This is a genomic window from Campylobacter concisus, from assembly GCA_002092835.1.
Lineage (GTDB): Bacteria > Campylobacterota > Campylobacteria > Campylobacterales > Campylobacteraceae > Campylobacter_A > Campylobacter_A concisus_K.
In genome coordinates this window covers 15,372-38,015 of record LVWL01000004.1, presented here as the reverse complement: position 1 = coordinate 38,015, position 22,644 = coordinate 15,372, and the positions used below count along the sequence as shown (strand labels likewise).

Here is a 22,644-nt window from a genome sequence, read left to right as displayed (position 1 = left end):
TCATTTTAAAGTAGATAAAATTTATGACAAATATATTATTATGTGGTGGTTCTGGTACGAGGTTGTGGCCTATTAGCAGGACTTTAATGCCAAAACAATTTATTAAATTATTTGATAATAGATCACTTTTTCAGCTAACTGCACTACGAAATAGTGAAATTTGTGACAATACATTTGTGATTACAAATATCGATCACTACTACTTGGCGATGGATCAGATAGAGAATTTAAATATCACAAATTTTAAATATCTGCTTGAGCCGGTTGGTAGAAATACTGCACCAGCGATCACGTTAGCTTGCCTTGCACTTGATCCAAATGAGATTGTTTTAGTAACCCCTTCAGATCATTTGATAAAGGACATTAAAGCATATCACACAAGCGTAAAAGCTGCAAAAGAGCTGGCTGAACAAAATTTTTTAGTTACTTTTGGCATAAAACCAAGTTCGCCTGAGACTGGATTTGGCTATATTGAGAGTTTTAGCGGTGATGTAAAGGCTTTTTATGAAAAGCCAGACTATGAAAGGGCAGTTAAATTTCTAAAAGATCAGAATTTTTACTGGAATTCAGGCATGTTTGTCTTTAAGGCAGGTGTTTTTTTGGATCAGATGAAAATTTTTGCCCCTGAGATACTTGAAGCATGTAAGCTAGCTTTCAATAACGCAAAAAAAGATGAATTTGATATTAAAATAGACACTACCGATATGCAAAATATCCCACAAAACAGCATAGATTATGCTGTGATGGAAAAATCAGATATCGTAAAAATGGTAGCTCTAGATGCGTCTTGGAGCGATCTTGGAAGCTTTGATAGTTTGGATGAGCAGCTACAAAAAGATATCAATGGAAATACAATAAATAGCGATCTGGTGCAGATAAATTCTCACAATAATCTAGTCCTATCTAGCGGTAAAAAAATAGCCTTGATAGATGTTGATGATCTAACTATAGTTGATACAAAAGATGCTCTTTTGATATCTAAAAAATCTTCTAGCCAAAAAGTAAAAAATGTTGTGGAAATTTTAAAAGAGGAGAGCTCTGAGCTTTGCAATGCTCATCTTACTACAAATAGGCCTTGGGGAAACTACACTGTTCTTGAAAATCAAGATGGCTATAAGATAAAAATAATAGAGGTAAAGCCTGGTAAAAGGCTATCTTTGCAAAAGCATTTTCATAGAAATGAGCACTGGATAGTACTATCAGGTAGTGCCACTGTGACGATCGGCGAGACAACTAGACTTGTTTGTCCTAATGAGTCTATATATATAAAAATGGGTGAAGTTCATAGGCTATCTAATGAAGGTAAGATCCCTGTGGTTTTAATAGAAGCTCAAGTCGGCGAATATACAGGCGAAGATGATATAATTCGCTAGATGATGATTTTAAAAGGTGATTTATGGATAAAAAAGTAGCGTTAATAACTGGTATAACTGGTCAAGATGGATCGTATCTGGCAGAATTTTTACTAAAAAAGGGTTATATAGTCCATGGTGTAAAAAGGCGAACGAGCCTTTTTAATACAGATAGAATAGATCATCTCTATCAAGATCCGCACGTTGATAATAGAAATTTTTTCTTGCACTATGGCGATATGACGGACTCTATGAATTTAACAAGGATCATTCAAGAAGTACAGCCAGATGAAATTTACAACCTAGCTGCCATGAGCCACGTGCATGTTAGCTTTGAAACCCCAGAATATGTCGCAAATGCTGATGGTACAGGCACTCTTAGGCTTCTTGAAGCTATAAGGATATTAGGGCTTGAGAAAAAAAGTAAAATTTATCAGGCATCTACTTCTGAGCTTTATGGAAAAGTGCAAGAGACACCGCAAAGCGAAATGACTCCATTTTATCCAAGAAGTCCTTATGCGGTTGCAAAGATGTATGCGTACTGGATAACGGTTAATTATAGAGAGGCTTATGGCATTTTTGCTTGTAATGGTATATTGTTTAATCACGAATCACCAGTTAGAGGTGAGACATTTGTAACTAGAAAGATCACAAGAGCAGCTAGTAAGATAGCGCTTGGGCTTCAAGACAAGCTTTATCTTGGAAATTTAGATGCCAAAAGAGACTGGGGCCATGCAAAAGACTATGTGAAGATGATGTGGATGATACTGCAAGCTCCAGAGCCAGAAGACTGGGTGATAGCAACTGGCCAAACAACAGCGGTTAGAGATTTTGTAAAATTTGCATTTGCTTATGCTGGCATAAATTTGAGATTTGAAGGGGCTGGCGTAGATGAGGTAGGAGTCGTGGATTCACTAAATTTTGAAAAAGCAAAAGAGTTAAATTTAAATTTGTTCCATTTAAATATCGGACAAACTGTGGTTTGTGTGGATCCAAGATATTTTAGACCAACAGAGGTTGATTTGCTGCTTGGAGATCCGAGTAAAGCAGAGAAAAAACTAGGCTGGAAGAGAGAATTTAACCTTCAAGATCTAGTAAACGATATGATGAAGTCGGACTTAAAGCTCATGACAAAAGATGTCTATCTAAAAGATGGCGGATATGAGACAATGAGCTATTTCGAGTAAGAAATGGATAAAAATAGCAAAATTTATGTAGCAGGGCACAAGGGTCTGGTAGGCTCTGCTATAGTGAAAAATTTAAAATCAAAAGGCTATGAAAATATAATCACAAGAACTCATAGTGAGCTTGATCTAATGGATCAAAAAGCAGTTTATGAGTTTTTTGAAAAAGAAAAGCCTGAGTATGTGGTGCTAGCTGCTGCAAAGGTCGGCGGAATAGTGGCTAATAGCACGTATAGAGCTGATTTTATCTATGAAAATTTGCAAATTCAAAATAATGTGATCCATCAAAGCTATGTGCATAAGGTAAAAAAACTACTATTTCTGGGGAGTACTTGTATATATCCTAAAAATGCCCCACAACCAATGAGCGAAGATGTACTTTTGACATCTCCACTTGAATACACAAATGAGCCATATGCGATCGCTAAAATAGCCGGCATGAAGATGTGTGAGAGTTATAATCTGCAGTACGGTACAAATTTTATATCTGTGATGCCTACAAATTTATATGGTCCAAACGACAACTTTGATCTAGAAACTTCGCATGTATTGCCAGCACTTATAAGAAAGATACACCTAGCAAAGCTTTTAAGCGAAAAAAAATTTGACGCAGTGGTAAAAGATCTAAAAGTAAAAGATATAAATGAAGCTATGGCTTATCTTGGTAAATTTGGTATTTCAAAAGATAGAGTAGAAATTTGGGGCACAGGAAAACCTAGACGAGAGTTTCTACACTCAGAAGATATGGCTGATGCTTGTGTATTTTTACTGAAAAATAGAGACTTTAAAGATACTTATGACAAAAATAGCAAAGAGATAAGAAATACGCATATAAATATAGGAACTGGCAAAGATATATCTATAAAAGAGCTAGCAAATTTGGTTAAAAATATAGTTGGCTTTAAAGGCGAGCCATACTTTAATGATAGCAAGCCTGATGGCACGATGCTAAAACTAACGGATCCCTCAAAGCTCCACTCTCTTGGTTGGAAGCATAAAGTAGAGCTTGAAGATGGAATAAAGACGCTTTATGAGTGGTATTTAAATGACTAATTTAAAAAAGCTATTAGCAATAACAACAAGACAAGAAAAGAAAAATTTTATTATTTTGATTTTTATGAGTATTTTTTTGTCGGTTATTGAAACCGTTGGAATATCTGCTATTATGCCGTTTATTACCTTAGCATCAGATCCATCAAAAATAGTTGGTAACGAATATTCAAAAAAATTTATAACTTTTTTGACTTTTCTACTACTACTAATTTTATGATTTTTTTTGGTCTTTTTTTAATAGGTTTTTATATTTTTAGAGCTTTTTACTCGATATTTTATAATTATTTGCTTAATAAATTTGCATTTGGAAGATTTCATTCTTTTGCATTTAGACTTTTTAAAAACTATACAAATTTACCATATAAAAAGTTTGTAAAAAAGAATGTATCAGAACTTATAAAAAATATTTTAAGTGAATCTTCGAATGTTTCATCTTGCCTTCAAAATTTACTAATAATTTTTAGCGAATTTTTTACAATATTGTTTTTATATATTCTTCTTCTTATTGTTGATATTAAAATAACATTGGCTCTTACCTTATTTCTAGGTATTAAAGTTTTTTTTATAATATTTTCAATAAAGAATAAAATAAAAAGTGAAGGTATAAAAAGATCTGCAATGGAGTCAAAGTTCTATAGAATATTAAATGAAACATTTGGAAATTTTAAAATGATAAAATTGATCCAAAATGAAGAAAAACTGTATAATGAGTTCTCAAATGCAAGTTATGGATATGCTAGAGCGAATATAATAAATGCTACATTAAATCAACTTCCTAAACTCTCACTTGAAACAATTGGCTTTGGAGTCCTTGTAGGTATTGTGGTTTATGTGCTTTTTAAGTATAAAGATGCAAGCTTTGTTTTACCAATAGTTTCTATGTATGCTTTGGCTTTATATAGAATTCTTCCTGCTCTAAACAGAATACTTTCAGGCTATAATATAATTTTATTTTTCTCCAAATCTCTTGATATTATGTACAGAGAACTTAACTATATATTGCCAAAAGAAGGAATGGATCCAATAAATTTTAATGAAAAAATAGAGTTAAAAAATATATACTTTGAATATACGAAGAATAAAAAAGTTCTTGAAAATATAAGTTTGATTATAAATAAAGGCGATAAAATCGCTTTTATTGGAGAAAGTGGAAGTGGCAAATCTACATTGGTTGATTTGATTATAGGATTATATAAGCCACTAATAGGCGAAATATTTGTGGATGGCGAAAAATTAACAATTTCAAATATAAAATCTTATAGGTCAAAAGTAGGTTATATACCACAATCAATATATCTTTTTGACGGTACTGTCGGAGAAAATGTGGCTTTTGGCTATGAATATGACAAAGAAAAAATTATAGAAGTTTTAAAAAAAGCTAATATCTATGATTTTTTATCTTCAAAAGAAGGAGTTGATACTTTAGTCGGAGATGGCGGAATTCAGTTGAGTGGTGGTCAAAAGCAAAGAATAGGAATAGCTAGAGCTTTATATAGTGACCCTGAAATTTTAGTTTTAGATGAAGCAACGAGCGCTTTAGATAGTGAAACGGAGGCTAAAATAATGGATGAAATATATAAAGTAGGTAGTGATAAAACATTATTAATAATTGCACATCGATTAAGCACAATTGAGAAATGTAATAAGGTAATAAAATTAAATTGAGTAAAATAATTTAACTGGCAAAATACAAATAGATCCAATTTTTTATAGTATATTTGTTAGCGAAGGGAGTGTTAATTGTATAGTTTAGAAAAAAAACTTTATGAGCAGCTTTGTTTTTTGAGAGATGTATACGACTTACAAGGTATAAAAGCAGAGTTTGAAGCAGAAGGATCTTCTTTTAGAGATTTGATGAGGCTAAGAAGACTAACTTCTAAGGTGGGAGTTAAACTATATTTAAAAATAGGCGGTGTAGAAGCTATAAGGGATATAAAAGATGCCATTGAAATTGATGTGGATGGATTGATAGCCCCAATGGTGGAGAGTAAATTTGGTGCCAAAAAATTTTATGATAGTATTTTAAATATTTATGGTAGGCATGAAATTCATACTACATTAAATATAGAAACAAAAAGCGCAATAGAAAATTTTGATGAAATTTTAGAGTATGCAAATGGTAAATTCAATAACATAACTATTGGTAGGAGCGATTTAACTGCATCATATTTTGATGAAAATATCAAGCCAGATAGTGACTTTACTTTTGAACTTTTAAAAAAAGTTGCTCTTAAAATGGATGCTACAGATATGACTTTTACGGTTGGCGGTAGTGTTTCTGCTAGAACAATAGAAATTTTAGATCAAAAATATCAAAAATTAAAAAAATTGATATACAAACTTGAAACTAGGAAAGTTATACTACCAACAAAAATATTCTTAGAAAAAGAAAATGCAATAAAAGAAGCTTTGAAATTTGAAGAGTTATATATATTATCAAAAAAAGAATTTAGTGATATGCAGATTGGATCAGAACTATCAAGGCTAACAGAGCTAAAAAGGAGATTGCAATGAATAATTTTGCAGTAATAATACCAGCGCAAGAAAAGAATAGACATAATGAACTAGGCGATATAACATCTTTTGGCGATACCACACTTTTGGAATGGAAAATAGCACAATGCAAGGAGATCACTGGAGCTCCAAATATATTTGTTAGTTCTAGTAGTAAAAAAATACAAGATTATGTGAGGCATACTGGTGTAAATTTTTTGTATAGGGATTTAGATATTAGTTACTCTGATATGATAAATGATGCAGTTAATCATATTGATGCTGAGAACATTATTCTTATAAGTTGTATGACTCCTTTTATGGATTATAATGTGTATGATAGAATGCTTAACATTTTTATGAAAAAAAAACCTAATATTTTAGTTTCTGTAGAGAAAAAGACGGAATATATTTTTTTTAGACAAAAACGCTTAAATTTTGATGATAAATTTATTTCTAGAAAATATTTGGATCCAATTTATATTACCATAAATGGTTGTTTTATATTTAAAAAAGATAGAATTTTAAATAATGATGATTTTGGTGTAATGTTAAATAATGCTACTTTTTTTGAAGTCGATTCATTTGAAGCCACTGAAATTAAAGATACAAATAGCTATGAATTGACAAAAGAGCTTATAAATTTATATTTCAAAAGGAGTTTAAATTATGCACAGTAATTTTACGGCAATTATTCCAGTTCGGTCTGGCAGTAGAAGGCTTAAGGATAAAAACATATCACATTTTGCAAATTCTAATTTATTAGAGTATAAAATCGATGTATTAAAAGCCAATAGATATATTGATAACATAGTGGTTTCTTCCGATTCTGAAATAATGTTAGAAATGGCCCTAAAAAAGAAGGTCAAAATTCATAGAAGAGACTTGAGATATTGCGATGAAAAGACTGAGCCATTTGGTGCAGTTGTAAAGCATATTTGTGAATCGGTGGAGGGAGACAACATTATATGGTCTCCAGTTACTGCACCATTAATAACAAACGAAACATATAATAATAGTATAGAAAAATATAAGAAAGTTGTTCTTGGTGATAAAAATTATGATTCATTAGTTTCTGTAGAATCCTTTAAAAGATATTTATGGAATAAAAATGGTCCCATTAATTATAAGTTGGGATTAGAGCATGTACCTAGCCAAGAACTTGAAGAGTTGTATTTTATTAGCGATGGTATACTAATAGCACCTAGAATTAAAATGATAGAGTGGTCATATTTTCATGGTAAAAATCCATATATGTTTAAGCTAAATAGAATTGAAAGCATAGATATTGACGATGGAATGGATCTAGAATTAGCTAGATTTTATTATGATAGATATATGAAATATTAAAATGATAGAGACTATTTTCTTTGATTTTGATGGAGTCATATTAAACAGCTTGCCAGTAAGAGACTACGGATTTAGAAAAATATTTAAGGAATTTAATGATGTTCTTGTAAATAGATTGCTAGAATATCATTCTTTAATGGTGGATTAAGTCGTTATGTAAAAATAAGATATTTTTATAATGCTATTTTAGGTATCGATGTAAGTGATGAAAAGGTTCAAGAATTAGCAAGTAAATTCTCATATATAATGAAAACAGAGCTTACTAATAAAAAATATCTTATTGCCGAAACAGTAGAATTTATAAAACAAAACTATAAAAAATATAATTTCCATATAGTCTCTGGATCTGATGAAAAAGAGTTGAACTATCTTTGCAAAAAACTTGATTTAAGTAAATTTTTTAAAACAATAGAGGGCTCCCCAACTCCTAAAAATGAGCTAGTAAAAAACATATTGGAAAAATATAATTATAATTCCAACGAATGTATTTTGATAGGAGATAGTGTAAATGACTATGAAGCTGCTTATCTAAATAAAATAAAATTCTATGGATATAATAATGAAAAACTGAAAAATAAGGCCAATTATATAGAGGATTTCTATATATTCAAAATAAAGGAATAAAATGAAAAAAGATGTTTTTTTATTTATATGTTCACCTAGTTTGGGCACATTGGATAGTTGGGCATCTGTTTTGCATGAACTCAAAAATAAACAGCCTGATGCGCAATTTATATTCTATGTACATGATTATTACATAATAAAACAAATTGAATTAAACTCGCCATTGATTAAGCTGGCAAGCGAGATATTTACTACTATTGTTTATAAGGACATAAATGGTACTTTTGTTGAATCTAATAATTTTGAACTTATTCAAAAATATTCGTTTTTTTCAAATCGTCTAAATCCATTTTTGATATTAAAAAAAATTTTAAATAAGCTAAGGATCATTAAACTAGACTCTTTCTTAAATTCTATAATTATAAAAATAAATGCAATAATAGTAAAAATTTATAATTTGAAATTTATAAATTTATATCAATTAAAAAGTGAAAATTTAAAAATATTGTATGATGTTTACGAATCTAGCAAAGATGCCCATGAAGATATATTAACCAAACTAAGTGAAGTCAAAAAGTATTCAATTTGCCATGGAAATAATAGTCATGAATATCTGTTAGAGGAATTAAAAACAAGAACTATTGTAAATAACTATCCGAACAATAATACTATTGTATTTGCATCATCTGAGAAAGATGCAGAGTACTATGAAAATTACTATGGGATAAAAAAAGAGTTTTGTAGGGTGGTGGGTATTCCAAGACATGAAAAAAAATGGATTGATTATTTTATGGATCGTTATTGTGGTAATTATGAAATCCCTTTTAATGGAAATTATATCTTTCTAATCTCAAGAAATTATGGCTCATTCATGCCAAGAGAAGAAAAAGTTAGATATGTCAAAGAGATTTATAAACAGGCTAAAAAATGCAATTTAAAGCTGATAATAAAAAAACATCCTGATGAAGTGTGCGATAACTCTTGCGAAGAAGCATTGCCTAAAGAAGAATGTGGGATTGGTTGGATGGTTTCAAATTTGCATACATTTTTCTTAGGAAAACATTCCAAATTTGCTATTTGTTTTTATTCTGGAGTTGTTTCAGATATGATCTCAATCGGTATACCAACAATAGAAATGTTAGATTCAAAATACGCATATAATCTTAATAAGAATATAAAAGATAAAAATAGTGGAAAAAACGTTACTGAATATGGATACTATAATTTAGTTTTAGTTGCAAACGATAATAAAGAACTAGACTCACATATTAAAAGAATATTTAATGAGTTTGAGGTAGTTGTTAGCGAGCTAGAAAAATCTTATGACCAAGTTTTTTATAAAAAAGAAAATGTAAACGAATATATAGCAAATGAAATAATTTGGAATTAATATGAACAATATCTTAAGACTAATAGGACGCACGAAAAATCTCTTTGAGGATGACATAAATACACTTGATAAAGACCTAAAAGAGATAGTTTCAAGCTCAAGCTTTTTAGTTATCGGTGGGGCAGGATCTATAGGCTCTGCCGTAACAAAAGAGATCTTTATAAGAGAACCCAAAAAACTATACGTCGTTGATATCTCTGAAAACAACCTTGTCGAGCTAGTGCGTGACATAAGAAGTGAGTTTGGATATATAAGTGGCGACTTTAAAACTTTTGCCATAGATGTTGCAAGCGCTGAGTTTGATGCACTTTTAGCGCAAAGTGGTGGATTTGACTACGTTTTAAATTTATCAGCGCTAAAGCACGTTAGAAGCGAAAAAGATCCATTTACACTCATGAGAATGCTTGAAACAAACATCTTTAACACTGATAAAACGCTGGCTCAAGCTTCGGATATGAAGTCAAAAAAATATTTCTGCGTTAGCACCGACAAGGCCGCAAACCCTGTAAATTTAATGGGAGCTAGCAAGCGCATCATGGAGATGTTTGCATTTAGGCACTCTTTAGAGATCGATGTCTCGATGGCTAGGTTTGCAAACGTAGCATTTAGTGACGGCTCACTTCTTTTTGGCTTTCAAAAACGCATAGAAAAGGCTCAACCCATAGTCGCTCCAAACGACGTCAGACGCTACTTTTTAACACCAAAAGAGAGCGGCGAGCTCTGCCTTTTAAGCACTATTTTTGGCGAAAATAGAGATATATTTTTCCCAAAATTAGATGAAAATTTAGACCTCATAACATTTAGTGAGATAGCCAAGCGATACTTAGCAAATTTAGGCTATGAGCCATTTTTGTGTGAAAATGAGGAGGAGGCTAGAAAGCTAGCCAAAGTGCTTCCAAAAGATGGCTTTTACCCTTGTCTTTTTGCGCCTAGCGACACGACTGGAGAGAAGGACTACGAGGAGTTTTTCGTTGATGGCGAGAGGCTTGATATGCAAAGGCTTCAAAATATCGGTATAGTTAAAAATGATGCAAATTTTGACAGCAAAAAGTTAGAAATTTTCAAAAATAATATCTTAAATTTAAAATTAAGCTTGACATGGAGCAAAGAGGACGTTTTGCGCGAAGTTTTCGAGCTTATACCAAATTTTATGCATAAAGAAACAGGAAAGTATCTCGATGAAAAAATGTGATTTTGACGAGGTTTTGAAATTTATAAAAAGCACTTTTGGCAAGGACAAAGTCCCGCTTCACGAGCCTAAATTTATAGGCAATGAGAAAAAATATCTACTTGAGTGCATCGACTCTAGCTTTGTCTCAAGTGTCGGCAAATTTGTCGATGAGTTTGAGAGCAAGCTAGCTCAAATGGTCGGTGCTAAATTTGCAGTTGCCACGACAAATGGCACCTCTGCGCTTCACATCTGCCTAAAACTAGCTGGCGTAGAGCAAAATGACGAAGTGATCACTCAGTCAGTTACTTTTATAGCCACTTGCAACGCCATTAGCTACCTTTTTGCAAAGCCAGTTTTCGTAGACGTTGATCTTGACACGCTCGGTATGTCGCCAGCGTCGCTTAGTGCGTTTTTGGAGAAAAACTGCGAGCTAAAAGGCGGCAAATGTGTCAATAAAACTAGTGGCAGGATAGTGCGTGCTTGCGTGCCTATGCACACTTTTGGACTGCCTTGCAAGATAGAAGAGATAGTTGAAATTTGTAAGCGTTGGAACATCGCTTTAGTAGAAGACTGTGCCGAGAGCCTTGGTAGCTACTACAAAGGCACTCATACGGGAAATTTTGGCAAGCTTGCAGCGATGAGCTTTAATGGCAATAAGATCGTCACAAGCGGAGGTGGCGGAGCTATCATCACAAACGATGAGGAGATAGCAAAGCACGCCAAATTTATCACTACAACGGCTAAGGTGCCACACCCCTTTGAGTATCGTCATAGCGAGATCGGATACAACTACCGCTTGCCAAATTTAAATGCAGCTCTGCTTGTGGCGCAGCTTGAAAATTTGGAGCTATTTTTAAAGAGCAAACGCGAGCTTGCGATGATCTATAAAGAGTATTTTTCTAAATTTGATGATGTGAAATTTATAGATGAGCCAGCGGATGCTAGGTCAAATTTTTGGCTAAATGCGGTGCTTTTTGAAAGCCGTGAAAAGCGAGATGAGTTCTTGAAATTTAGCAATGAAAATGGCGTTTTCACGCGTCCTATCTGGCAGCTCATGAATGAGCTTGATATGTTTAAGGACTGCCAAAAAGATGAGCTAAAAAATGCTAAATTTCTAAGTGATAGGATAGTAAATATCCCAAGTAGCGCGAGAGTGTAATAATATGAGGACATTAAATTTTTTCCCCAAATTTAATGATTTGAAATTTAATGATTTGATGGTTGATTTTCATTTGCATTCAACTTGGACTGATGGCCAAAATTCAATTACAGAAATTATAAAGAGTGCAAAAAAAAATAATATACATTCAATCGCAATTACTGATCACATTCGAAAAACATCGACATATTTCAATGATTATAAAAATGAAATCAATCATTTAAATAGTCATGAAAATATTAATATATATATAGGCTTTGAGGCAAAAATCAATGATTTTGTAGGCAATATTGATGTGAAAGATATTGTGGTTAAAGAGGCTGATATTGCAATAGCCAGTGTTCATAGATTTCCTATTGGACAAAGACTATATAATGCTTCAGAATTTAAATCAAATATTGCACAAGAAATAGAACTAGAGCTGTCATTGGCTGCCTTAAATATGGGGGGATTTAATGTGCTAGGGCATCCAGGAGGTATGTCGCTAACCGCTCACAATGAATTTCATCAGAGTTTTTTTGAGGAAATTATTGTTATGTGTAGTAAAAATGATATAGCGTTTGATCTAAACGGTAGATATCATTGTAATCAGTTAAATATTTTATTGCCATTGCTTAAAAAATATAACCCTCATGTTTCAATAGGGACCGATTCTCATAGTGTCAAAAGTATCGGTTATTGGAATAACATATTAAAAGGATGCATTAAATGTATGTTATAGGAATTACTGGAACGGGCTCTTTAGTTGGACAAGCTATTATCAAATCAATAAAAAAATCATCATTTAAGAACGAGCTACTTATTGGCATGGATTATTTTTCAGATACAATAGGCTCTTTTTGGGTTGATAAAAATTATGTTTTACCAGACATACTGAATAAAAGTATCAAAGAAAAAGATTGGATAGAAAATATAATCAATATTATTAATGTAGAAAAAATAAATATTTTATTTATTGGTGTTGATTTTGAGTTAAGGTTATTTGCAAAATATAAATTATATATTGAGCATAATACTTCTTGTATAGTTGTTGTAAGTGATGAAAAAACTATACAAATAGCAGATGATAAATATGAAACATATAAATTTTTAAAAGAAAATGGATTGTATTATCCTAAAACTTATTTGAAGGAAGATATTAAAATAGCTATCAATAATAAAGATGTGACGTTCCCTTTGATTATAAAACCAAGAAACGGTTACAGGAGTATAAATGTTTTTATTGTTTCAAATCTAAAAGAACTAAATGACAAATTAGAAATAATTCCAAATCCAATTATTCAAGAATATATAGGTTCAAAAGATACAGAATATACATGTGGTGTTATTGTCTTGGATAATAAAGTAAAAGAAAGTATATCACTAAGAAGAGACTTAAGAGATGGAAATACAATAAATACATATTTTAATATTAACTATCCTAAAATCATTAAAAAATACATAGAGAACATTTCAAGTAAATTAAACCAGTTTGGAGTTTGTAATTTTCAGTTAAGATTAGACTCTGATGGTTTGCCAAAATTGTTTGAAATTAACGCTAGACATTCTGGTACAACATACATTAGAGCATTATATGGTTTTAATGAAGTAGAATATATTTTAGAATATTTATTAAAAAATAGGGAAATATCTTTTAAGTTGCAAGAAGGAGTTGTAAAGAGATACTTTGATGAAATGCTAGTTGAAGGTAGTAGTATATGAATATTTTAATAACCGGTTCTGGCGGATTTATAGGAAGTAATTTAATAAATAATTTAAAAAATGAATATTTTATACTTGAACTATATAATGGGCTAGAATACAGTTTTAATGAAAATAAAATTGTATGTAATATGCAAAGTGAAGAACATGTAGAAAAGTTATTAAATGAAGATATTAAAATTGATGTAATTATTCATGCTGCATCTGTCTTAGCAACTAAAGATAATGTTAGAGATTTGTCTTTATTTTATGATAATATTAAAATATATGAAAATCTTTTGCTTATTGTAAATAAATTTAAACCGAAAAAATTAATAAATTTTTCTTCTATAGCAGTTTATCCAAACAGAGATGGAATTTTTTCAGAAATATCAGAGATTAGGCCTTCAGAGAATGCCGAATGCTTATATGGACTATCTAAATTTTGTGGAGAAAATATTTTAGATTTTTACTTAAAAAATAAGGATATAAAAGTAATTCATTTAAGGCTTTCTCAAGTATATGGTCCAGGTATGAGAGAAGATAGAATCGTAAAATTAATGGAGAAAGAATTAAAAGAGACCAATAAAATAACAGTTTTTGGTATGGGAAAAAGAGCTAGTAATTTTATAAATATAGATACATTAATCGAAAAAATAAGAATTGTGCTAAATTATAATTCATCGGATATATTTAACATCGGAGAAGAAAATATATCTTATAAAACTTTAGCTGAAAGAATTATACAGCAATATGGCAATAAAGACTCTGTTGTTAAACTAACAAAGGTTGGAATTTCATCCAATGTAATAATAGATTGTAGCAAAGAAATGGAGGTTTTAGTATGAATAAAATATTCATTATAGCTGAAGCCGGAGTTAATCATAACGGGAATATGGAGCTAGCCAAAAAACTAATAGATGCAGCAGTGGAAGCAAAAGTAGATGCAATAAAATTTCAAACATTTAAAACAGAACTTTGTATATCCAAAAATGCAAAAAAAGCTGAATATCAGGTGGAAAATACTGGAAATTCTAAAGAAAGTCAATTTGAGATGGTAAAAAAATTGGAATTAACTAGTCAAAATCATTGCGAATTAATATCTTACTGCAAAGAAAAAAATATCACGTTTCTCTCAACCCCTTTTGATAGCGACAGTATAAAGCTTCTTCATAAGCTTGGGCTTAGTACATTTAAAATCCCAAGTGGCGAGATAACAAATTTACCTTATCTTAGGCAGATAGGTGGCTTAAATAAAAAGATCATTCTCTCAACTGGTATGGCAAATTTAGGCGAGGTGGAAGCCGCGATAGAAATACTTGTAAAAAACGGCACGAAACGTGAAAACATAAGCCTTCTTCATGCAAATACGCAATATCCAACACCGATGGAGGATGTAAATTTAAAAGCGATGATAACTCTAAAAAATGCCTTTGGTCTTGAGGTCGGATATAGCGATCATACGCTTGGCATTGAGGTCGATATCGCAGCGGTTGCCATGGGTGCAAAGATCATAGAAAAGCACTTTACTCTTGATAAAAGTATGCCCGGACCTGACCACAAGGCTAGCCTTGAGCCAGATGAGCTAGTGGCGATGGTTAGAGCTATTAGAAATATAGAACTAGCGCTTGGAGACGGACTAAAGCACTTTAGTAAAAGCGAGAGCGAAAATATCAAAATAGCTAGAAAGTCGATCGTAGCAAAGTGCAATATAAAAAAAGGCGAAATTTTTAGCGAACAAAATATCTGTGTAAAACGCCCAGGAGATGGCATAAATCCTATGAGATGGGACGAAGTAATTGGACAAATTTCACAAAAAGATTACAAGCAAGATGATCTGATATGAGAAAAATTTGTGTAGTAACAAGCACTAGAGCCGAATACGGTCAACTTTACTGGCTATTAAAGGAGATTGAGGCGGATAGTGAGCTTGAGCTTCAAATAATTGCCACAGGCATGCACCTAAGTCCTGAGTTTGGACTTACATACAAAGAGATTGAAAAAGAATTTAAGATAGATAAAAAGATAGAAATTTTAGGCTCTTCACACTCAAAACTTGATATATGTACCGAGATGGCAAAGGTTTATGAGAAATTTGCCCCAGCTTTTAGCGAACTTAAGCCAGATATATTGGTACTTCTTGGCGATAGATACGAGATATTTGGTGTAGCTGGCGTGGCTAGTATCATGCAGATACCAATAGCGCACATACATGGCGGAGAAACCACCCAAGGGGCATTTGACGAGGCTTTTAGGCACAGCATAACAAAGATGAGCCATATTCATTTTGCAGCTACAAGAGAGTATGAAAACCGCATAATCCAGCTAGGAGAAGAGCCTAGCAGAGTCTTTGATGTCGGTGGGCCTGGCATTGAAAACATAAAAAAACTAAATTTACTAAACAAAGATGAGTTTGAAAAGTCTATAAATTTTAAGCTTACTAAAAAAAATATACTAATCACTTTTCATCCGGTAACGCTTGAAAATAGTAGTGCAAAAGAGCAATTTGGCGAGCTTTTAAAAGCAATAGATGAGTTAGAGGATACAAATTTTATCTTTACGAAGGCAAATAGCGACATAGATGGTGATGTGATAAATAAAATGATAGATGAGTATATTAGTAAAAAATCACAAAAAGCTGTGGCGTTTACTTCACTTGGGCAGCTAAGATATCTAAGTGCGATAAAATTTGTTGATATAGTCCTAGGGAATAGCTCGAGTGGCCTTTCAGAAGTCCCAAGCTTTAAAAAGGTAACCATAAACATAGGTGACAGACAAAAAGGACGCACTAAGGCTAGTAGTGTAATAGATACAAGCCCTGTAAAAGAGGAAATTTTAGCCGCTATAAAAAAAGCATATTCAAAAGAATTTGAGCAAATTTTAAAAAATACGATCAATCCATATGATGGCGGTAATTCAAGCAAAAAAATGCTAAAAATTTTAAAAGAAGTCAATCTAGATGGTATTTTGAAAAAGAAATTTTATGATGTAAAGATATAAATAATGAAGAATATAGAAAACATAAAGCTAAAACAAAATGCCACTATAAAGGAAGCCTTGGGGATTATAGATAGCGGAGCTATGCAGATAGCTTTAGTTGTTGATGATAATGATAAACTTCTTGGAACACTGACTGACGGCGATATAAGAAGAGGTATATTAAGAGGGCTAGACCTTGACAGCTCTATAGAGACGATCATTTATAAAGAGCCGGCTGTTGCAAAAATTTCTAACACAAAAGAGGAAATTTTAAAGATAGCATTATCCAAAAAACTTCACCAGATACCAATAGTAGATGATAACGGAATAGTATTAGACTTAAAAGAGATAGAAGAGCTTGTTGAACCAAAGATCAAGACGAATAGAGCCATTCTAATGGTGGGAGGTCTTGGCACTAGGCTTAGACCACTTACTCAAGATACTCCAAAGCCAATGTTAAAGGTCGGAAACAAGCCGATACTTCAAACGATAGTTGAGAAATTTGCAGAGTATGGCTTTGTAAATATTACGATGTGCGTAAATTTTAATGCAGGCATCATCAAGGACTATTTTGGTGACGGCAAAGAATTTGGAGTAAACATCGACTACATTTTAGAGCAAAAAAGAATGGGTACAGCAGGTGCTTTAAGCCTACTTAAAGAGCGACCAAACGAACCATTTTTTGTAATGAATGGCGATCTTCTTACAAATGTAAATTTCGAGCATATTTTCAACTATCACACACTAAATAAAGCGACAGCTACAATGTGTGTAAGAGAGTATGACTACGAAGTGCCTTATGGCGTTGTAAAAATGAATGACAACAAGATAGTAGAGATCTCAGAAAAACCGGTGCAGAAATTTTTCGTAAGCGCTGGAATATATATGCTTTCACCTGAAATTTTAGATCTAATACCAAAAAATGAGTTTTATGATATGCCTACGCTGTTTGAAAAGCTAATAAAATTAAGTAAAAATATTATATCATTTCCGATAAGAGAATATTGGCTTGATATTGGACGTATTGAAGAATACCAAAGGGCAAATGAAGAATATGGTATATTCTTCAAATAATTAGAATGGAGTAAAATATGAAATATTGCACAAGATGCGTAATGCCTGATACAAGACCTGGTATTGCTTTTAATAAAGATGGTGTTTGTACAGCTTGTCAATCTTACGAAAATAGAAAAAAAATAGACTATAAAAAAAGATGGTATGAATTTGAAGAACTTTGTAATAAATATAGAGGTATGAATGGTTTAAATGGCTATGATTGTATGATAGCTGTTTCGGGTGGAAAAGATAGCCATTTTCAAACATATATTATGAAAGAGAAAATGAAGATGAATCCACTTCTAGTTTCAGTGGAAGATAATTTTCCTATGACAAAAGCTGGAATGCATAATATAAAAAATATATCTGAGGTTTTTGGATGTGATATACTATCTATAAAGCCTAATATACAAGCTCAAAAAAAAATAGGTAGGTACACATTTGAAAAATACGGCAAACCAACGTATTTTATAGATAGATACATTTATACATATCCTTTACATATGGCAGTTAAATTTAATACACCATTGCTAGTTTACGGCGAGAATGTATCTTATGAATACGGCGGAGTAAATTGTATCGAAACGTATTCTGCTAAGGAACAAGTAAATAATGGTGTGGGAAGTGGAATATCTCGTAATGAACTTTTAGAAATAGGCGTAGACGAAAAAAACTTAAATTTCTTTGATCCACCACAAAAAGAGGATTTAGACAAGCTGGATCCAATTTACTTAAGTTATTTTTTAGAGTGGAATAGTTTCAATAATTATGAAATTGCTAAAAAATATGGTTTTCATGATTTAACTCATGAGTGGAGAAGAACTCATCACATTGAGCAATTTGATCAAGTAGATTCAGCGGCTTACTTGGTTCATTCCTGGATGAAATATCCAAAATTCGGACATGCTAGTGCTACTGATTATGCTGCAAGAATGATAAGATATGGGATGCTTGCCAGAGATGATGCTATAAAACTCGTAAAAAAGCATGATCACGATCTGGATCCAAGATGTGTAAGAGAATTTTGCCAGTTTTTTGGGTACAGTGAAAAAGAATTTTGGAAAATTATGGATAGTCATTATAATAAAAATATTTTTGAAGAAGTAAATGAAGGTGTGTGGAAATTGAAAAATTAATAAGATGAAGTTAAAAATTTTAATTATAAGTTATGGCTCAATAGGTAAAAGGCATTGCGAAGTATTAGAAGCATTACCACAGATAGATGAGATCTGCCTCGTTACTAGCCAAAATGTAGCCAATAAAATTTGTTACAAAAGTTTAGAAGAAGTCTCAAATTTAGACAAGTTTGACTACTTTGTCATAGCAACTCCTACATTTTTACATCTGCAAAATTTAAAATTTCTAGACGAGAAAGTAAAAGATAAAATAATACTTTGCGAAAAGCCTTTGTTTGAGAAATTTTACGATTTTACACCAAAAAATAACAAAATTTTTGTAGGCTACGTGCTTAGATATCATCCACTTTTACAAAAACTAAAAGAGCTTTTGAAGAGTGAAAAAATTTTTTACATAAACGCTAGTTGTGGACAGTATCTACCAAGCTGGAGAAATGGAGACTATACAAAATGTTATAGTGCTAGCAAAGAAAAAGGCGGTGGGGTTTTGCTAGATCTTAGTCATGAGTTAGACTATACCATGTGGCTGTGTGGCAAATTTAAGAGTATAAAAAGCTTTCAAGATAAAATCTCAAATTTACAGATAACAAGCGATGATTTATGCTTGATCTTTGGTAAAACAAATAATAATGTAGTAGCCAATATAAGCATTGACTATCTGAGCCACATTACACATAGAAACGTGCGAGTGGAGTGCGAAGGCTCAACTTATGAGCTTGATTTCATAAAAGGTACTCTCATAAAACAAGATATCAATAGGCAAATTTTTAATATGCCAAATTTGGCAAAAAATGAGATGTTTTTAGCTATGCATAAAGATGTCTTGGGTGAACAAAGATACGTTTGTGGCTTTAGCGAAGGACAAGATACTATGGACATAATAGATCAAATTCAAAGGCAAAATAATGAGTAATGTTTTATGTACAATATGTGCAAGAGGTGGTAGCAAGGGTGTAAAAGGGAAAAATGTACGTGAGCTTTGTGGAAAACCACTTATCGCTTACACCATAGAGCAGGCTAGAGAGTCAAATTTATTTGAGCATATAGTAATTAGTACTGATAGCGATTTAATCGCAGAAACGGCAGTAAAATACGGTGCAGAAGTATTTTTTAAAAGAGATGCTGCTATGGCCAGCGACACAGCTGGAAAATTTGATGTGATAAAAGATGCTTTTTTAAAAAGCGAACAACATTACGCACAAAAATTTGATTACGAGATCGATCTTGATGCAACGGCTCCACTTCGTGATGTAAGCGATATCATAAACGCTTACAAGCAGTTTTTAAGCGATGAAAATGATAATCTAATAACCGCAATGCCAAGCAGAAGAAGCCCATACTTTAACTTGGTTGAAATTTATCCTGACGGACATGTGGGGCTTGCAAAAACTTTATCAAAAGCCATTGTAAGACGACAAGATGCCCCAAAGACTTATGATATGAACGCTTCTATCTATATCTGGAAACGTGAAGCCTTACTAAATAACGATACATTGTTTTTGCCAAGAACTGGGCTTTATGTGATGAGCGAAGACAGATCAATCGATATAGATTGTGAACTGGATTTTAAATTTGTAGAGTTTTTAATGAAGGAAAAAAATGCTAACAGATAAAGTCATAGTAGTAACGGGAGGGGCTGGTAGGATAGGAAGTGCTTTCATAAGAGCCATCGCTAGTCAAAACGGAGTTGGAGTAATAGCAGAAGTCGACACAAAAAGAGCAAATTTACTAAAAGATGAGATAAAAACCTCAAACAAAGATGCGAAAATCGAAGTTTTACAAATTGACATCGGTGACGTAAATTCTGTTAATGAAGCCATAAATTTCTTATACTCAAAATATGGCCACATAGATGCACTGGTAAATAACGCCTATCCAAAAAACAAAAATTACGGTAAGAAATTTTTTGAGATAGATATGAATGATTTCAATGCCTTTTTAAATTTACACCTTGGCGGATACTTTAATATCTCACAAAATTTTATAAAATTCTTTTTAGAGCAAGGTTACGGCAATATCATAAATATCTCATCTATACAAGGTATTGGAGCTCCTGCCTTTGAGACCTACGAGGGAACAAATATGCACTCTCCAGTCGAATACACAGTAGTAAAACATGGTCTTCTTGGCATGACAAAATACATGGCAAAGATGTTTAAAAAAGACAATATCCGCGTAAACGCTATAAGTCCTGGAGGAATTTTAGATGGGCAGCCTGAGCCATTTTTAAGCCAGTATAAAAAAAGATGTGGCATGAAAGGAATGCTCAATGCAAATGATATTTGCGGTGCTTTAATCTATTTACTAAGCGATGTATCAAAATATGTAAATGGACAAAATATTGTAGTTGACGATGGATTTAGTTTATAAAGAAATGAATTTAAATTATACTATGGTTGTTATGATTAGTAAAATGGGTTATTAAAATGAGAAAAATTATTTTAATTGATTTAGATTGCAATGTAGTGCATTCGGTGATTAGGTCAAATGTATTGCAAATTGATACATTAATAGTGGGCTCAAAGAGTGATGTTATAAATATACAGGAAAAGTATAATATACCTATTGTTTTATCATGGTACGAAGTAAATGAATATTATACTAAACAAAATATAAAACTAGATTATTCTATCATTGAGAATTTTAGAAATACACAATTAAAAGTAGAACATTTTTTTTCTAGAGTTACAAGTGATCTAAATGCACAACAATATTTATATTATTGTGCATTATCGTTTTGGATGGATAGATTTAAAAATGAAAAAATAGATGCAGTATTTTCTTCTACTTTAGAATTTGGTGGACTTTTTGATTCTGTTATTTTTGATGTTGCAAAGTATTATAATAAGCGTGTATTTTTACTAGAAACAAGTCTATATAATGGCAATATTGTTTCTAATTCTATATTAAATTATGTAGAAAAAGAGTATATTAAGATAGATTTTAAAAAGTATAATTTAAAAGAAATTAATATAAAAGACTTTTTATTCAATTCTAAACTAATCTCAGATAAAAAGCCTGCCAAAAAAGTACGTTTTAAAGAAATAATATTAAAAGTATTAGAAAAAATTGGCGGATTCTTACTTCCTACATTTATTTTGTACATAATGGGTAAATACAAAGTCACACATCATTCATTTTTTGTTGATTGGTGGGAGTATTTTAATGGGTTTCTATTTTCAAAAAAAATTTATAGTTATTATAGTAGCTTGTGTATCGATTTTGATCCATCTCAAAAATATGTTTACTACTCGCTTCATATGGAGCCAGAGGCTGCAACACTTGCTAGAACAACTTTTGCTAACCAACTAGTTGCCATAAAGACAATATCTCAAAATTTGCCAAATGGGTGGAAATTGTATGTAAAAGAACATCCTCATCAGCATCAAAATCTAAATAATGAAACAACGTATTATTTTTTAGCTACTTTACATAAGTTTAAAACAAAAAGATTTTATGATGAGATTAAAAATTTACCAAATACATATTTAATAAAAAGCAATATACCTAGTAGGCTTCTTCTGGAAAACTCAATAGCCACTTCGTCTATAGGCGGAACTATATTTCTTGAGTCTCTAATAATGAGAAAGCCTTTCATTGCTTTTTCTCAAAATACATCAGCTTTAACCAAAGTAAATGGGATTTTCGATATAAAAAATGATGATGATTGTAAAAAAGCATTAGAAATTCTAAAAAATGGATACCAACCTGATTATGATAATTTAGATTTGATTATTGAAAATTATTATTATGAGGTTGAAAATAATCAAAATAATAATTTTGATTTATTGTTTGAAGATTTACTTAAATAAGAATATAGGAAATTATAGTGAAATAAATTTCGAGAAAGATTTAACTAAAAACAACAAGGTAAAATATTATTGAATTTTTAAATAATTTTCTAGATTAATATTTAGAACTAAAAATAAAAAACAATAAACTAGGGATAAGATTTAAAAAATCAAAAGTAGTTATTTTAAATTGGTAGACAATCAGAATAACATTTAAAAATATATAAAATTAACTATTTATATATAATGGAGTAAAAGTGCTTATTGCAAAAACTATACTAAAGAG

General features: G+C 31.6%; 20 protein-coding genes and 2 pseudogenes. All 22 read left to right on the top strand.

Annotation, left to right across the window (positions count from 1 at the left end):
• Positions 1 to 23 precede the first annotated feature (23 nt).
• The 22 genes and pseudogenes from A3835_09105 to A3835_09000 all read left to right on the top strand — a co-directional run bounded on the left by A3835_09105 (position 24) and on the right by A3835_09000 (position 22,379).
• Entirely contained in the window at positions 24 to 1,373 is a 1,350-nt protein-coding gene (locus tag A3835_09105) for a mannose-1-phosphate guanylyltransferase/mannose-6-phosphate isomerase (protein ID ORI09862.1), read from the top strand.
• A 23-nt stretch (positions 1,374 to 1,396) separates the two neighbouring features.
• Positions 1,397 to 2,539 carry a GDP-mannose 4,6-dehydratase gene (locus tag A3835_09100; GenBank protein ORI09861.1) on the top strand — a complete coding sequence of 381 codons (1,143 nt, stop codon included), beginning with the start codon at positions 1,397 to 1,399 and terminating at the stop codon, positions 2,537 to 2,539.
• Positions 2,540 to 2,542: 3 nt separating this feature from the next.
• Complete coding sequence (locus tag A3835_09095) at positions 2,543 to 3,589, top strand: GDP-fucose synthetase (protein ID ORI09860.1); 1,047 nt, start codon at positions 2,543 to 2,545, stop codon at positions 3,587 to 3,589.
• Positions 3,582 to 5,254: pseudogene (locus A3835_09090) on the top strand (ABC transporter ATP-binding protein). Before A3835_09095 ends, A3835_09090 begins: the two are co-directional and overlap by 8 nt.
• A gap of 75 nt (positions 5,255 to 5,329) precedes the next feature.
• Positions 5,330 to 6,103 carry a hypothetical protein gene (locus A3835_09085; protein ORI09859.1) on the top strand — a complete coding sequence of 258 codons (774 nt, stop codon included), beginning with the start codon at positions 5,330 to 5,332 and terminating at the stop codon, positions 6,101 to 6,103.
• Positions 6,100 to 6,762: a hypothetical protein gene (locus A3835_09080; protein ID ORI09858.1), complete on the top strand. Its 663-nt coding sequence runs from the start codon at positions 6,100 to 6,102 to the stop codon at positions 6,760 to 6,762. The genes A3835_09085 and A3835_09080 overlap by 4 nt, the downstream gene beginning before the upstream one ends.
• Positions 6,752 to 7,432, top strand: coding sequence for an acylneuraminate cytidylyltransferase (locus A3835_09075; protein ID ORI09857.1), 681 nt, complete (start codon positions 6,752 to 6,754; stop codon positions 7,430 to 7,432). The genes A3835_09080 and A3835_09075 overlap by 11 nt, the downstream gene beginning before the upstream one ends.
• A gap of 1 nt (position 7,433) precedes the next feature.
• A pseudogene (locus A3835_09070) lies at positions 7,434 to 8,056 on the top strand (haloacid dehalogenase).
• Between the two features lies 1 nt (position 8,057).
• A complete protein-coding gene (locus A3835_09065) occupies positions 8,058 to 9,386 on the top strand; it encodes a hypothetical protein (GenBank protein ORI09856.1) in 1,329 nt (442 codons plus the stop codon).
• A 1-nt stretch (position 9,387) separates the two neighbouring features.
• Complete coding sequence (locus A3835_09060; GenBank protein ORI09855.1) at positions 9,388 to 10,578, top strand: UDP-N-acetylglucosamine 4,6-dehydratase; 1,191 nt, start codon at positions 9,388 to 9,390, stop codon at positions 10,576 to 10,578.
• On the top strand, positions 10,565 to 11,716 hold the full coding sequence (locus A3835_09055) for an aminotransferase DegT (protein ID ORI09854.1): 1,152 nt from the start codon (positions 10,565 to 10,567) through the stop codon (positions 11,714 to 11,716). Before A3835_09060 ends, A3835_09055 begins: the two co-directional genes overlap by 14 nt.
• A 4-nt stretch (positions 11,717 to 11,720) precedes the next feature.
• The gene (locus tag A3835_09050) at positions 11,721 to 12,437 is read left to right on the top strand and encodes a hypothetical protein (GenBank protein ID ORI09853.1); all 717 of its coding nucleotides are present in this window, start codon (positions 11,721 to 11,723) and stop codon (positions 12,435 to 12,437) included.
• A complete protein-coding gene (locus A3835_09045; protein ID ORI09852.1) occupies positions 12,425 to 13,417 on the top strand; it encodes an ATP-dependent carboxylate-amine ligase in 993 nt (330 codons plus the stop codon). The genes A3835_09050 and A3835_09045 overlap by 13 nt, the downstream gene beginning before the upstream one ends.
• Positions 13,414 to 14,244, top strand: a complete 831-nt coding sequence (locus tag A3835_09040; GenBank protein ID ORI09851.1) for a hypothetical protein — start codon at positions 13,414 to 13,416, stop codon at positions 14,242 to 14,244. The genes A3835_09045 and A3835_09040 overlap by 4 nt, the downstream gene beginning before the upstream one ends.
• Positions 14,241 to 15,242, top strand: coding sequence for an N-acetylneuraminate synthase (locus tag A3835_09035; GenBank protein ORI09850.1), 1,002 nt, complete (start codon positions 14,241 to 14,243; stop codon positions 15,240 to 15,242). Before A3835_09040 ends, A3835_09035 begins: the two co-directional genes overlap by 4 nt.
• On the top strand, positions 15,239 to 16,396 hold the full coding sequence (locus A3835_09030) for a UDP-N-acetyl glucosamine 2-epimerase (protein ORI09849.1): 1,158 nt from the start codon (positions 15,239 to 15,241) through the stop codon (positions 16,394 to 16,396). The genes A3835_09035 and A3835_09030 overlap by 4 nt, the downstream gene beginning before the upstream one ends.
• Before the next feature lie 3 nt (positions 16,397 to 16,399).
• Positions 16,400 to 17,449, top strand: a complete 1,050-nt coding sequence (locus tag A3835_09025; protein ID ORI09848.1) for an alcohol dehydrogenase — start codon at positions 16,400 to 16,402, stop codon at positions 17,447 to 17,449.
• A 17-nt stretch (positions 17,450 to 17,466) separates the two neighbouring features.
• Positions 17,467 to 18,567, top strand: coding sequence for an N-acetyl sugar amidotransferase (locus A3835_09020; protein ID ORI09847.1), 1,101 nt, complete (start codon positions 17,467 to 17,469; stop codon positions 18,565 to 18,567).
• Positions 18,568 to 18,571: 4 nt separating this feature from the next.
• On the top strand, positions 18,572 to 19,480 hold the full coding sequence (locus A3835_09015) for an oxidoreductase (protein ORI09846.1): 909 nt from the start codon (positions 18,572 to 18,574) through the stop codon (positions 19,478 to 19,480).
• Positions 19,473 to 20,180: a flagellar modification protein B gene (locus A3835_09010; GenBank protein ORI09845.1), complete on the top strand. Its 708-nt coding sequence runs from the start codon at positions 19,473 to 19,475 to the stop codon at positions 20,178 to 20,180. The genes A3835_09015 and A3835_09010 overlap by 8 nt, the downstream gene beginning before the upstream one ends.
• Entirely contained in the window at positions 20,167 to 20,937 is a 771-nt protein-coding gene (locus A3835_09005) for a flagellin modification protein A (GenBank protein ORI09844.1), read from the top strand. Before A3835_09010 ends, A3835_09005 begins: the two co-directional genes overlap by 14 nt.
• Before the next feature lie 56 nt (positions 20,938 to 20,993).
• Positions 20,994 to 22,379, top strand: a complete 1,386-nt coding sequence (locus tag A3835_09000; GenBank protein ID ORI09843.1) for a hypothetical protein — start codon at positions 20,994 to 20,996, stop codon at positions 22,377 to 22,379.
• The last annotated feature ends 265 nt before the right edge of the window (positions 22,380 to 22,644 follow it).

Excerpts from the sequence above, each read along its gene's own strand:
- A3835_09105 (ORI09862.1), top strand. The coding sequence starts at position 24 with ATGACAAATATATTATTATGTGGTGGTTCTGGTACGAGGTTGTGGCCT.
- A3835_09100 (ORI09861.1), top strand. The coding sequence starts at position 1,397 with ATGGATAAAAAAGTAGCGTTAATAACTGGTATAACTGGTCAAGATGGA.
- A3835_09095 (ORI09860.1), top strand. The coding sequence starts at position 2,543 with ATGGATAAAAATAGCAAAATTTATGTAGCAGGGCACAAGGGTCTGGTA.
- A3835_09080 (ORI09858.1), top strand. The coding sequence starts at position 6,100 with ATGAATAATTTTGCAGTAATAATACCAGCGCAAGAAAAGAATAGACAT.
- A3835_09075 (ORI09857.1), top strand. The coding sequence starts at position 6,752 with ATGCACAGTAATTTTACGGCAATTATTCCAGTTCGGTCTGGCAGTAGA.
- A3835_09065 (ORI09856.1), top strand. The coding sequence starts at position 8,058 with ATGAAAAAAGATGTTTTTTTATTTATATGTTCACCTAGTTTGGGCACA.
- A3835_09060 (ORI09855.1), top strand. The coding sequence starts at position 9,388 with ATGAACAATATCTTAAGACTAATAGGACGCACGAAAAATCTCTTTGAG.
- A3835_09055 (ORI09854.1), top strand. The coding sequence starts at position 10,565 with ATGAAAAAATGTGATTTTGACGAGGTTTTGAAATTTATAAAAAGCACT.
- A3835_09050 (ORI09853.1), top strand. The coding sequence starts at position 11,721 with ATGAGGACATTAAATTTTTTCCCCAAATTTAATGATTTGAAATTTAAT.
- A3835_09045 (ORI09852.1), top strand. The coding sequence starts at position 12,425 with ATGTATGTTATAGGAATTACTGGAACGGGCTCTTTAGTTGGACAAGCT.
- A3835_09040 (ORI09851.1), top strand. The coding sequence starts at position 13,414 with ATGAATATTTTAATAACCGGTTCTGGCGGATTTATAGGAAGTAATTTA.
- A3835_09035 (ORI09850.1), top strand. The coding sequence starts at position 14,241 with ATGAATAAAATATTCATTATAGCTGAAGCCGGAGTTAATCATAACGGG.
- A3835_09030 (ORI09849.1), top strand. The coding sequence starts at position 15,239 with ATGAGAAAAATTTGTGTAGTAACAAGCACTAGAGCCGAATACGGTCAA.
- A3835_09025 (ORI09848.1), top strand. The coding sequence starts at position 16,400 with ATGAAGAATATAGAAAACATAAAGCTAAAACAAAATGCCACTATAAAG.
- A3835_09020 (ORI09847.1), top strand. The coding sequence starts at position 17,467 with ATGAAATATTGCACAAGATGCGTAATGCCTGATACAAGACCTGGTATT.
- A3835_09015 (ORI09846.1), top strand. The coding sequence starts at position 18,572 with ATGAAGTTAAAAATTTTAATTATAAGTTATGGCTCAATAGGTAAAAGG.
- A3835_09010 (ORI09845.1), top strand. The coding sequence starts at position 19,473 with ATGAGTAATGTTTTATGTACAATATGTGCAAGAGGTGGTAGCAAGGGT.
- A3835_09005 (ORI09844.1), top strand. The coding sequence starts at position 20,167 with ATGCTAACAGATAAAGTCATAGTAGTAACGGGAGGGGCTGGTAGGATA.
- A3835_09000 (ORI09843.1), top strand. The coding sequence starts at position 20,994 with ATGAGAAAAATTATTTTAATTGATTTAGATTGCAATGTAGTGCATTCG.